10 protein-coding genes and 2 pseudogenes are annotated in these 11,710 nt (G+C 46.0%); 6 read left to right on the top strand and 6 right to left on the bottom strand.

Going from position 1 to position 11,710, the window contains the following annotated elements:
- The first annotated feature begins 235 nt into the window (after positions 1 to 235).
- Together AAKU61_RS15825 and AAKU61_RS15820 are read left to right on the top strand one after the other, a co-directional pair.
- Positions 236 to 526, top strand: coding sequence for a hypothetical protein (locus AAKU61_RS15825; RefSeq protein ID WP_354333793.1), 291 nt, complete (start codon positions 236 to 238; stop codon positions 524 to 526).
- A 289-nt stretch (positions 527 to 815) separates the two neighbouring features.
- On the top strand, positions 816 to 1,610 hold the full coding sequence (locus AAKU61_RS15820) for a hypothetical protein (protein ID WP_354333791.1): 795 nt from the start codon (positions 816 to 818) through the stop codon (positions 1,608 to 1,610).
- A gap of 48 nt (positions 1,611 to 1,658) precedes the next feature.
- Here AAKU61_RS15820 and AAKU61_RS15815 read toward each other — a convergent pair.
- Positions 1,659 to 1,868 (bottom strand): annotated as a pseudogene (locus AAKU61_RS15815) (DDE-type integrase/transposase/recombinase); the annotation flags it as partial.
- A 66-nt stretch (positions 1,869 to 1,934) separates the two neighbouring features.
- A pseudogene (locus AAKU61_RS15810) lies at positions 1,935 to 2,417 on the bottom strand (IS3 family transposase); the annotation flags it as partial.
- A gap of 679 nt (positions 2,418 to 3,096) precedes the next feature.
- On the opposite strand from AAKU61_RS15810, the gene AAKU61_RS15805 reads away from it, so the two are divergent.
- Positions 3,097 to 3,663 (top strand): TetR/AcrR family transcriptional regulator, encoded by a 567-nt coding sequence (locus tag AAKU61_RS15805; protein WP_354333790.1) that lies wholly within the window; start codon positions 3,097 to 3,099, stop codon positions 3,661 to 3,663.
- 67 nt (positions 3,664 to 3,730) lie between these two features.
- Here AAKU61_RS15805 and AAKU61_RS15800 read toward each other — a convergent pair whose 3' ends face one another.
- From AAKU61_RS15800 to AAKU61_RS15790, 3 genes are all read right to left on the bottom strand, one after another.
- Positions 3,731 to 5,023 carry an MFS transporter gene (locus AAKU61_RS15800; RefSeq protein WP_322120793.1) on the bottom strand — a complete coding sequence of 431 codons (1,293 nt, stop codon included), beginning with the start codon at positions 5,021 to 5,023 and terminating at the stop codon, positions 3,731 to 3,733.
- A gap of 623 nt (positions 5,024 to 5,646) precedes the next feature.
- A complete protein-coding gene (locus tag AAKU61_RS15795) occupies positions 5,647 to 6,270 on the bottom strand; it encodes a DUF3106 domain-containing protein (protein ID WP_354333787.1) in 624 nt (207 codons plus the stop codon).
- 168 nt (positions 6,271 to 6,438) lie between these two features.
- Positions 6,439 to 7,014 (bottom strand): MarR family winged helix-turn-helix transcriptional regulator, encoded by a 576-nt coding sequence (locus AAKU61_RS15790; RefSeq protein ID WP_354333786.1) that lies wholly within the window; start codon positions 7,012 to 7,014, stop codon positions 6,439 to 6,441.
- 136 nt (positions 7,015 to 7,150) lie between these two features.
- Here AAKU61_RS15790 and AAKU61_RS15785 point away from each other — a divergent pair, with 136 nt between their 5' ends.
- The gene (locus AAKU61_RS15785; RefSeq protein ID WP_354333784.1) at positions 7,151 to 8,491 is read left to right on the top strand and encodes a chloride channel protein; all 1,341 of its coding nucleotides are present in this window, start codon (positions 7,151 to 7,153) and stop codon (positions 8,489 to 8,491) included.
- 217 nt (positions 8,492 to 8,708) lie between these two features.
- The gene (locus tag AAKU61_RS15780) at positions 8,709 to 9,482 is read left to right on the top strand and encodes a substrate-binding periplasmic protein (RefSeq protein WP_354333782.1); all 774 of its coding nucleotides are present in this window, start codon (positions 8,709 to 8,711) and stop codon (positions 9,480 to 9,482) included.
- Between the two features lie 184 nt (positions 9,483 to 9,666).
- On the opposite strand, the gene dinB is transcribed toward AAKU61_RS15780, so the two are convergent.
- The gene (dinB, locus tag AAKU61_RS15775) at positions 9,667 to 10,743 is read right to left on the bottom strand and encodes a DNA polymerase IV (RefSeq protein ID WP_354333781.1); all 1,077 of its coding nucleotides are present in this window, start codon (positions 10,741 to 10,743) and stop codon (positions 9,667 to 9,669) included.
- Positions 10,744 to 11,156: 413 nt separating this feature from the next.
- On the opposite strand from dinB, the gene AAKU61_RS15770 reads away from it, so the two are divergent.
- Positions 11,157 to 11,618, top strand: coding sequence for a thioredoxin family protein (locus AAKU61_RS15770; protein ID WP_323491730.1), 462 nt, complete (start codon positions 11,157 to 11,159; stop codon positions 11,616 to 11,618).
- Positions 11,619 to 11,710: the final 92 nt, after the last annotated feature.

Below are 11,710 nucleotides of genomic sequence, written 5' to 3'. Positions count from 1 at the left end.
GAAAATTAAGCCAGCTCTCCTGAATCACACCTTTGAACGAAAATCGATAAAAATCACGAAATCTGCTCGCTATCTGGGGTTTATGGAGGGCTTACTAGAGATCATCTGGCGGCCAGAGTTACGCGGTATTGACCGAGTCTGGGTTGTATGTATGGGACGAGAAATATCGTAAAGCACTTTTTCTACAACAGTTGAAGCAAGAATTTTTAAATATCGTAATTGAAGAAATAAAGCTATGAAACACCTGTTAGACCATGAAGCCGAAGAGTTTCAATACAATCCGAATCACTTGTTCGATACTTTGATTAAACAATTGCATTTAAAAAATGATGCTGCCTTATCGCAAGAGTTAGGCGTGTCGGCACCGATTATTAGCAAAATTCGTCATCGACGCCTGCCTGTGGGATCATCACTACTAATCCGCATGCATGAAGTCAGCGGATTGAGTATCAAGGAACTACGATGTCTCATGGGAGATACGCATAAGAAATTTTGGATTGGTCATCAACGAACGATGCTCAAGTAGTTGCTCTTTTGTTCAAAGGTGCAATAGCTAAAAGCAGATGCGATATTTTCGGCGGAGGCCGCTGGTTACTCGTATTCAGTATCTCGGAGTAACCGCTAGAAATAGGATGCATTTTCAGCGAATTAGCGCATTTAATTTTTCATATTAACGTCATAATTTTCTATATCAAATCGGTGTTTTTCGAGTTCGACAATGAGATCCTGCAAACATGCGGCTTCATTTTTAGGACCGCTTATGTTTCAAGCTCTGCCTCACAAACTGTGTCACTACTAACTTAACTTCTTCCCACATGAAATTCATTGCCATAGCGCTTACTCTAGTTACAGCAAATATCTTCGCAGCACCGCTGCCAGAATGCGATCTCTCTGGCGCTACAGCAGTACAGAATTTTCAGTCCAGTCCTCAGCTCATAGGGCAACCTGAATTTATCCGTAAACTAACCAACACATCTGTAAGAACAATATCCAAGAAAATTGTCGCCAAGGGCGACGCAATATTGGTTTCCGACCTTGAATTGATTCAGAGAGATGTTTCGTTAAGTACGCAGCAACCATTCAAGTACTCAGCAAATTTGCTCGCTGTCAGCTTCTCATATAACCCCACATCTGCGCAAACGGCGCTCTATCGGTTCAAAGCCAATAGTGGCGATATCTACCATGTCCTTATGTATAAACAAGATGCTGTTTTTGTTCGCGAAGACGGGATGCTATGCGACAGAGTTGTGCGGTATTCGTCAGATAGCTCTTCGATCGTTGCTTACACCTATCAAACCTATCCTGAGGATGTCAAATTTACCTTTGGCAAGGCTGACCATAGCTGGGGTGTTGGGAGTTTGAGAATCATCTATAACGGCGTGACTTCGGGCTCTATACAATTTCAAGAAGTTTGGATTCAAGACGGAAAGATTCTAAGTACGACGGCTCACCAGCTTGACCAGTTCACAAAGGATGTAAGAATCGCCGGTTTTCCGATCCGCGTCGATAGTGTCACCGGTGACTCTGCCGCCATATCACTTGATGCCGCAGATGAGCTTTCTGTTTCGCTTGGGGACGCGAGGTTAATTTCACGCTATCTGAAAAAGTGATGTCCAATGATCTTTACACCAGTTTGCAAATTCATTGCTATCAAATTAGCTTCCATGATTAAAATGAATCATCACCGATTGTTTTGGCTTGCTGCGCCACATAGCAATCATCAATGCATCCAGAATAATATCGGTTGTCATCCTCGGTTTCATTGACCGTCCTACGACTGCGCGTGAATAAAGATCAATAATGACAGCAAGATAGAGCTAGCCTTCGTGTGTCCTAATATAGGTAATGTCTGTTACCCAGGCAGTGTTAGACTGGTCGATATTGAGTCGGCATAACTCCTGTTAATTGGGATGCGGACAAAAACTTGGACTGATTTATGCCATTAATCCGAGACTCTCGCGGTATTCGATAGGACTGAGAGAACCTAGGAAGATTTTAATCCGATTTTCGTTGTACCAGCGGATGTAGGAGTCGAGCGCCTCAATGAACTGCTCAATGGTCGTAGTCCGCCAGTCCCGATGATAGAACATTTCCGTTTTCAGCCTCCCGAAGAAGCCTTCACATGCCGCATTATCGGGCGAACACCCTTTGCGCGACATTGAGCGAATCAGCTTCGCATTGCCGATACGCGATAGCCACCCAGGCCAGCGATAGTGGGCGCCGCAATCAGAGTGGACGACGGGCCTGTCGTTTCTAATGGCAACCGTCTCTACGGCCGCATCCAACATCGTATTGACAAGCTCTGCGTCCGGACGCGTGCCGATTGACCAACTGATGATCAGACCGTCGAAACAATCGATCATCGGCGATAGATACACTTTGCCGGCCGGGATTTGGAACTCCGTGATGTCGGTGAGCAAAAATTCAGCATCTAATAGCATGCCACTAAGAGAAAATTTACTTATGGTAATAATATAAATGATTTATTAACCTACAAACAAGAGCATGATGTAAATACAAAACGACTAGTATTCTTTGGTTATGCTATTCAATTTTTCATACACCACAGCGTTGTAGTTTGGCAACAGAAAAGACGCTTATACTTTTGTTGGTATTTTTCATGGTACTTCATCACTAATTTTTATCTAAACTTAATGGCAGCAACGATTTTAAGGCACCATAGGATTCCTGTCGGTGCACCATTCGAACCAGTTCTTGGTTCAAATTCAACTATCAATTTTGCTTAAATTTGCTTATATCGGCTGGTATGCGCCGATAGTCACTGCTATCAAACCTCATTTTTCTTCTTTAAATCAACGGGTTAAGTTTATTAATAACTTATTACCCAGATATTCGTCATTCTAAGCCGGCAATACAAGTTCGATTTCTATACCGTACACCCTTTTGCTTTTGTCCTGCCGCAACTGATTGTTGTCATTTTTGAATGCTCCGACAGCGGATCACTGTCACGAAATCAAGTGATTTTTTTCATTTGAATATGCCAACTTGCTTACTTGCCTGCATATCTGCCTGTTCTATAGTTTTTATATTATTATCGTAATGAATAATATTGATCAGTAATTAGAAGGAAGCATCATGAAAGTTAGCAGAGAACAGGCCGAGAAAAATCGTGAGCGGGTCGTTGATACTGCCGCCAAACTGTTTCGTGAGCATGGCTATAACGGTATCGGTGTGGCCGATCTGATGAAAGCTGCCGGTCTGACTAATGGCGCGTTCTATGGCAATTTCAACTCAAAAGAAGATTTGATGGTGGAGGCCTGTGCGCGTACTTTTGAGAATTCTGCCAGCTCATGGGCTAGGCTTGCAGCCAAACATCCTGATGCACCGTTCGAGGCAATCACGGCCTCTTATCTATCACCTAAGCATCGTGACAATCCGGGTGCTGGTTGCGCAGTGGTCGCTCTTGGCCCTGAGGTGGCACGACTTTCTTCGGGAGTGCGTGATGCATTGACTGACGGCGTGCGTCAGCAGCTTGATCAACTGACTGTACTGGCAGAAGCAGAGTCATCGCAAGAAAAGCGTGATGCGGTCTTAGTCGCATATGCCAGCATGGTGGGCGCGCTGATGCTGTCACGTGCGGTGAATGAGCCGGGTCTGTCCGATGAGTTTTTACGTGTTGTGCGTCAGGCGCTTAGCCAGTAGCAAGCCTGATATTGTGCAAATTGAGCATATTGAAAGCGACAAAATGCTTTCAATATGCTCTATTAATTTACGCTGCTTTACGCTCGGTTACTTTAGAATCCCGCCGCTTAATCATCATCACCAACAGCGCGGCGAGTAAGCATGCTGCTCCAGCCGTGTACAACGCTGGGTTGTAAGTCAGCATCAATGTTCTGACACGACCCGCGCCATAAGCCGCCACGGCGGCGCCAAGTTGATGTCCCGCAAATATCCAGCCGAACACCATGCCAGCGCGTTCTTTACCGAAAGTGGCGGTGGTCAATCTGACCGTCGGCGGTACTGTTGCGATCCAGTCCATGCCATAAAACATCGCAAATAAGGACAAGCCATACAGCGTGAATTCGGAGTAAGGCAACCAAAACAGGGATAAACCACGCAAACCGTAATACCAGAACAGTAATTTACGGTTGTCATAGCGATCCGACAACCAGCCAGACAAGATGGTACCGACCAGATCAAAAGCACCCATCATGGCCAATACAGAGGCCGCAGGTACCGCCGCCAAGCCAGAGTCACCACATAAAGAAATGAAATGGGTTTGGATCAAGCCATTCGTGCTGAGGCCGCAAATAAAAAAGGTGCCAAACAAGATCCAGAACACTCTCTGACTTGCCGCCTCACGCAAAATTGTAAACGGCATACTAAAACTGAATTTAACAGGCGCCACTGGCGGGATGGCAATCGCCGGATCAGCACCATAGGGTATCAGTCCTACTTCTGAAGGACGATTGCGCATGAAAAAGAAGGCAGCGATTGCTACTACAGCGCAACTAAATGACACCGGTAACACCGCAATGCGCCAGCCTAGATGCTCGGTAAGCCATGCCGCCGCGGGCAAAAATACCAGTTGCCCGGTCGCCGAGCTTGCCGTCAAAAGACCAATCACCAGACCGCGATGGGTTTCAAACCAGCGATTAGATACGATCGCACTCAGCACCAAAGCGGTTAACCCCGATCCTATGCCTATCGTGATGCCCCACAAAGCAACCAGATGCCAAAACGCGGTCATGCGGGTTGATAAGATCAAGCCGGTTGCGATCAAGCTTAGTGCGGTCACCACAATATTACGCAGGCCAAACCGTTCCATCAGAATTGCTGCAAATGGTCCAATCAGACCGAACAAGGCAAAACGAACCGCGAGCGCTGAAGAAATCTGATCAACACTCCAGCCAAACTCTTTGCTCAATGGCTGCATCAGTGCACCGGGCAAGCCAAGCGCAGCCGAAGACGACAGCGCTGTCATAAAGGTAATGATGACGATGATCCAGGCGTAATGAAAACCACGCTTGTCCAGCCATTTAGAAAGTGCTTGGGAAAACATAGACATCCTTGTCAAATTTCAAATCACATGTGGAATGATCCGGCGCTATCAACAAATTAGCTTTGCATGTAGCTTATCATTTCACATCGCACTTCCGGCAGCACATTCTTTCTCATCAGAAGGAACTTCCACTGCTAATATAAATTACAGTCGTAATTTATGCAATAGATGCCGATCATAATCTAAAAATATTTCGTTTGCTTGTAAATCAAAAGAAAGAAGTAAAGGAATCAGTCAGAATTCTCTGACCATTCGCCTTGACCGGGCCAGATGCATTGGGAAATTTGGCTCGAACGGGGAACCAAAATTGTTTAGTCTGCTGATCAATCTGGCAGAAATACCGCGTCGTTCAGGTGGCTAGATGAGCAGAAGCGAACAACAAATGCTGACCGTCTCAAGCATCTTGGCGGGCAATCCCTATTTGCGATTACTAGATAGATTTTCACAAGTGGTGGCGCCAGTGAAAGTGGGCAAAGGCCAACGACGATGTTGACCTAGAGGCGGGAAGGAGCATTGGTTCTGTTATCAAAATAAGATTTTCACTTCCCAGAACTGGCGGGCGATGAGTCCATGCGACCGACATATTTATCGGTGTAATCAGATCTGATTTGCTAGTTCTAAGTTTATTGACGCATAGGCTCACTGGCTAAAGCAGTATTGGGCGCTTCAGGATTGACCGGCGTAGTTTTGGCAGGCGCAGAAACCACTTTTAAAGGCGATATTGGATTTTGTGGTTTTAAACTACTTGATTGCAGATTGGTTAACCTGGCTTTGTGTTTTTCTGATGCCAGCCGCTCTTTATCTGCCTCACTTAACAGCTGATACTGCTTCCATTGTTCGGTCTTTTGCTGTGCTTTAAGAGCCACACTCCGTATGTAATTCTCGCGTGCGATCGTACGCTGCTCTGGTGTGAGCTTGACCCAAGCGCGCATGCGTTCTTGTACGCGAAATTTTTCCTCGGGCTTCATCCCCTCATACCGATTGGCGATTTCCACCCATTTTTTCTTTCTGATGTCATCAATGCCTTTCCACTCGCTCAACAAAGGTGCAAGCGCCTCTTTTTGTTTGGGAGAAAGCGCGGACCAGTCAGGTTGTGTATGCACCGGCAGGCTGACGGGCACAGTTGGTTTAGCCGGATTGATAACAGGAGCTGGATTAAGCTTGTCGTCTGCATGTGCCAGCAATATCGATAAGCACAATCCCATCAAAGCCACTAGCAAGGGGCTGCGCAGATGATGCAATGACATAGGATATCTCCTTGAACCAGATTGATTGGTTAATCACTATCGAACTATCGAACGATTCAACGATCAAAATATTGATGGGTCGAATCGTAATTTGCTGCTAAAAAATTATGCTCTGTGAAGAACTTAAAACAAAGCAAGGTTTAAAACTTTTAAGCATGTAAATAATGTTTACATCGTAAATGGTAGCGGCAACAACTCAAAACCCTCATCCAGAATATCAATACTGTTCAGCAAACCCTGCAAACCATTATTCAAGTCATCAAGACAAGGATCGTCTAGCTGTAAGAGCGCTTCGGGTAGCAAACCTCTGGCAGGTTTTGGGGCCGCCATTAGTAAGCCAGTTCCCGATTCTGTCAAATTCACCACAACGGCTCTTTGATCATTTGGATCGCGTGTCTTAACGATATAGCCACGCTTATCTAATCCATCTAACAAATTGCTGGTAGTGGTTTGATGTATGGCCAATCTTTTCGCCAATTCACCTACGCGCAGACCTGTCGATTCATGTAACTCTTGAATAATCCATAACTGCGCACCGTTTACACCACATTGTTTTTCTATCCAAAGCGAATGCTGTTGTGCTGCACGAATAACAATTCTAAGCTTTTTTAAAATTTCCAGCCTTAGGTTGGCGCTAACTGCCACCTCCGGTTTATGTTTAGCTTTGTCTTTCGCCATCACCTTTTTTAGATCTTTTGCTGCGTTTTTCACGATGTCTTTTTTTTGTTCAATTTTTTTTGTCATTGCAAATCTCCAGCGATTAAAGTGTAACATATCTATATTTGTACAAATGTAATTTGACGAAACTTATTCTGTCATTTTTGAGAAAAATATCGCTCTTCTATTTCACTGCCAACCCAAAGGCGTCACAGGTTCCATTATGCAATTTCCTCGCCTCAGAATGCGCTATCCGGTGCTCTCTTCCAGCCTCATTTTTAGAATTGTGGATATCTGGCATCGCGGCGCCGCCTGGATTTTAGGTCCTTTGCTGGTGGGGACGATGGCCGTCGGCTTGGCATTTGGTGGTGAGCAGGCCAGTAAGTTAAATAATTGGGTACTGACAGCCGCGCCTTATTCTCCATTAATTTTTATGCCCCTAGGTTTTGCGCTGCTGGCATACCTGAGCAGGCGTTTTTTCCCGGGATCGCAGGGAAGCGGTATCCCGCAAACGGTTGCCGCCATTAATACGCTCGATACCGCTAAAAATAACAAGTTACTGTCATTGCGTATCGCTATAGGAAAAATATTGCTGACCTTGGGCGGGTTGACGATAGGCGCGTTGATCGGGCGCGAGGGCCCCACCGTACAAATCGGCGCTTCCATCATGCATATGTTTTATGGACGTGGTCCTTTTCAAAATGCTGAAGCCCGCCGGACGCTGATTTTAGCGGGTGGCGCTGCGGGGATTGCGGCGGCGTTTAATACACCGCTGGCTGGCATTATGTTTGCCATTGAAGAACTGAGTAAACGGCATGCGTTTAGTGCGAACAGCTCGACTTTGATTACCGTGATCGTCTCCGGCCTGATCTCATTATCTTTGCTGGGTAATTACACCTACTTTGGATCGACCGGAGCGGAACTTGATTGGCGCTCGGGTGTTTGGGCGATTTTGGTATGCGGAATAATCGGCGGTGGCGCTGGTGGTCTGTTCAGTCAATTATTGATATCAGTATCGTCACGATTACCGCCACGACTGGCGAATCTGCTCAGAAACCGGGCGCTGTTATTTGCCGCTGTTTGCGGTTTAATCGTTGCCCTGATTGGTATTTACACGAATGGCTTAGTGTTCGGCACAGGCTACCAATCTACCCGCTTAACGTTGGAAGACAGCGGCACATTGCCCTGGTATTTTGGGATAGCAAAATTGATTGCTACCTTGCTCTCATCCGTTTGCGGCATTAGCGGTGGCATCTTCGCGCCCTCACTCGCCGTCGGCGCAGGTATTGGCGATAACATCGCGACACTATTCCCCAATTTGGCAACCCATGGCGCGATCGTATTATTGGTGATGGCGGCCTACTTATCTGGTGTGACTCGCGCACCGGTGACCTCATTCATCATCATGATGGAAATGACGGATAGTCACCAAATGTTGGTGCCGCTGATGTCAGCATCCGTGATTGCCAGCGCAATCTCCAAATTCATCTGCCCGACGCCGCTTTATCACAAACTGGCGGAACGCTTTTTGCCGCTACCAGCACGATTTTTTAAACATGAATAAAACGTTACTGAAGCGAGTTCACTCAGGCTACGTAGTATTACTAATATAGTCAAAATAGTTTTTGGCTGACTTTGAAGACTCTTGTTTTTTTGCTCTGACAGCACAGAGCCAGAAGTAAATATATGTTTTGCCAAAGCACAACACTTAGGAATAAGCTTAGCGCAATACCCGCACAACTTACGCTAAACTACATCATCACTTTTGCCGAGTCATTGCCTTGAAGATCAGATGTATTCCTGTCACTGCCATCCTGATGTATGCCTTTGGGATGTCGCCTATATTTGCCGCGGATAATTCAGTGATGCGTTTAGCCAGTCTGGAGTGGGCGCCTTATGTAGGCTCACGTTTACATCAAGAAGGCTTGACCGCAGGCATCGTTAAAGTCGCGGCACGTCAAATCGGCATGGACGCCAAAATTAGTTATTCTCCCTGGAGTCGTACCGTTTACGCGGGATTAAATGATCCTAATTACGCGGGTTATTTCCCAGCGTTTTACTTAAAAGAGCGCGAAAAAACTTGCTACTTTTCTGGCGTGTTAGGACATAGCGTAGTGGGTTTTGCGCATCTCAAAGAGCGACCATTCCAATGGACTAAGCTCAATGATTTACGCGGTATTAAAATCGGTATTGTGCAAGATTACGCTAATGGAGAAGAGTTTGATGCCATGGTCAAACAACGGGTGCTGGATACCGATGCAGCACCCTCCGATGTCAGCAATCTGCGCAAATTGCTAGCGCATAGAGTCGATGTGATCGTGATCGATAAGTATGTCTTGCATCAGCTGCTGGCGTCGGAACCGAGTTTGCAGGCAGACAAAAACCGGATCGAATATTATCCTCATGAGTTAGCAAAATTTTCTATGCACATCTGTTTTCAGCGCAACGAGCGCGGGCTGGCAATTCAAAAAGCCTTCAATCTTGCGCTGAATAAAATCGATACACAAAAATTAGAAGACAGCTATTTCCAGCAATTGGACGCAGCTCAAAAGTAGATAATGTCGGGAATTTTTCTGCTCTGAATGTGGCTTGGCCAGAAGGCTGTTTTGCCGTTGTTTAGTACAGTCATAAGCCCATTAATCAATATACTCCCCCCAATTTTTATTGGAATTGGTCTAATGGCCAGTAATTAATTGGATAATTAATTATACTAACGGGTAGTATATTATTTTTAGAAATTTAATTCGCAAACAAAACCAATTGCTGCTCCGTCGTTGACGCTTGCTCCGCGCCGCTTAAACGCATACCCAGTCCAAGCAAGCGCACGGGTTGTTGGCCGCGTGCAAATGCGATCTCTAACAAGCTGACAAAACTACTTTCATCCAAGCTGCTGCCACGACATTCTGCGGTAGTCTGGTGAAAATCGGCAAAGCGGATTTTGACGTACAACTTATGTATGTAGTCCTCCGCTTGCACTCGTTTCATCCTCGCTACCAACATCGCAAATAAGGCAGGCAATTCTGTTTGGCAAGCGGCCAGATCGGGTAAATCCTGGGCGTAGGTTTCTTCTACGCTGACCGATTTCCGCTCGCTGTCCGGGCAGACACTACGATGATCAATGCCGCGACAAAGCTGGTACAAGTTATAGCCAAGCTTGCCAAAGTTTTGCTGCAAATCGGGTAAGGACCAGCTACGTAAATCTCGGCAATATTGCACACCCAGACCATGTAATTTGGCAGCCGTGACTTTGCCCACACCAAATAATTTGGCGACCGGTAGCTCCGCCACAAAACTATCTGCGTCTTCTGGCAAGACCACAAACTGACCGTCTGGCTTATTCCAGTCGCTGGCGATTTTGGCGAGAAATTTATTCGCCGCCACACCGGCGGAGGCTGTGATGCCCACCGTGGCTGCAATCCGCGCCCGTATCTCTTGCGCAATCAGGGTCGCACTCCCTTTGTGCTGCGTGCAATCGCTCACATCCAGATACGCTTCATCCAGTGATAAAGGTTCGACCAAGTCGGTGTAGTCACGATAAATTGCCAAAATCGCTTTAGATGCGATACGGTATTTCTCCATCGTTGGTGGCAGCACGATTAAATCAGGGCAGCGCCGTAACGCCAATGAGGTCGGCATCGCTGAGCGCACGCCAAAACGCCGCGCCTCGTAATTGCAAGTCGCCACCACACCGCGCTGATCTGCTCTGCCGCCAACGGCCAGCGGCTTATCGCGCAGATGCGGATCGTCCCGCATTTCTATTGCGGCATAAAAGCAATCACAATCGCAATGGATAATTTTTCGCTGGGCGGTGGACATGATGTTATCGAAGTGATTACTGAAGCTGTTACTGAGATTATTGCTGACAAGCGTTGAGGTATTTTAATCCATTTAAAAGAAAATACTGTATATAAAATCAGTATGTAACATCAGTATATAAAATCAGTATTTGAGTGAGCCTGCTATCAACGTACTCGCATACAAAACAGCGCCTATCTTTGCTCTAAGTCAGCGCTTTAAGTTGCTGTAATTTTAAGCATCTACCATAATTGTTTCAGCGTCCATCCTGTCCATGACAAATTCCGGTATTTGCGTCATGATGTCTGACCGGAGAGCTTTGCCGATCCTGTCTATTTCGTTCAATTAATTTAATCAATTCAAGCTGCGCTGTTAGGCTGGTTTCGCTGATGTAGCTGACCTCGCTAATTTTGCAGTGTTATTTGAGGACTCTCATGAAAAAATTACTCGCATTTTGTTTTGGTCTCAGCCTGTCTTTTGCTACGCTTGGCGTCAGCGCTGCTGCCACTTATCAACCCTATGACGAAACCGCCGATGCGCAGGCCAACATTAACAAAGCTCTGGCAACAGCGCAGGCGACAAATAAAAAAGTGCTGGTGATTTTTGGCGCTAACTGGTGCAAAGATTGTTTAGAACTGGACAAATCGATCAAAGGTCAAAATGCCGCGCTGATCGCCAGTAAATTTGTATTGGTCAAAGTGGATGTAGGTCAGTTTGATAAAAATCTGGAGATCGCAAAACAGTACGAAAATCCGATCAAAAAAGGTATTCCTGCGGCAGTAGTTTTAAAGGCTGACAACAGCCTGGTGTATGCGAGCAAAGGCGGCGAATTGTCGAATGCGCGCAAGATGAGCGACCAAGGCATTTACGATTTTTTTAATCAGGTTTCAAACTAAATCGTATTTGAATTTGTCCGGCAGCTCAAAGACAAATACGTTTTATTGGCGCCTGAAATGACAGCTTAAATGACAGCTTAGTTGGCACCTTA

The organism is Undibacterium sp. GrIS 1.2 (assembly GCF_040544435.1).
Taxonomy (GTDB): Bacteria; Pseudomonadota; Gammaproteobacteria; order Burkholderiales; family Burkholderiaceae_D; genus Undibacterium.
Note: the sequence above shows the minus strand (reverse complement) of the source record. Positions and strands in the feature narration are given on the sequence as shown.

Excerpts from the sequence above, each read along its gene's own strand:
- AAKU61_RS15795 (WP_354333787.1), bottom strand. The coding sequence starts at position 6,270 with ATGTCATTGCATCATCTGCGCAGCCCCTTGCTAGTGGCTTTGATGGGA.
- AAKU61_RS15805 (WP_354333790.1), top strand. The coding sequence starts at position 3,097 with ATGAAAGTTAGCAGAGAACAGGCCGAGAAAAATCGTGAGCGGGTCGTT.
- AAKU61_RS15770 (WP_323491730.1), top strand. The coding sequence starts at position 11,157 with ATGAAAAAATTACTCGCATTTTGTTTTGGTCTCAGCCTGTCTTTTGCT.
- AAKU61_RS15820 (WP_354333791.1), top strand. The coding sequence starts at position 816 with ATGAAATTCATTGCCATAGCGCTTACTCTAGTTACAGCAAATATCTTC.
- AAKU61_RS15825 (WP_354333793.1), top strand. The coding sequence starts at position 236 with ATGAAACACCTGTTAGACCATGAAGCCGAAGAGTTTCAATACAATCCG.
- AAKU61_RS15790 (WP_354333786.1), bottom strand. The coding sequence starts at position 7,014 with ATGACAAAAAAAATTGAACAAAAAAAAGACATCGTGAAAAACGCAGCA.
- AAKU61_RS15785 (WP_354333784.1), top strand. The coding sequence starts at position 7,151 with ATGCAATTTCCTCGCCTCAGAATGCGCTATCCGGTGCTCTCTTCCAGC.
- AAKU61_RS15800 (WP_322120793.1), bottom strand. The coding sequence starts at position 5,023 with ATGTTTTCCCAAGCACTTTCTAAATGGCTGGACAAGCGTGGTTTTCAT.
- dinB (WP_354333781.1), bottom strand. The coding sequence starts at position 10,743 with ATGTCCACCGCCCAGCGAAAAATTATCCATTGCGATTGTGATTGCTTT.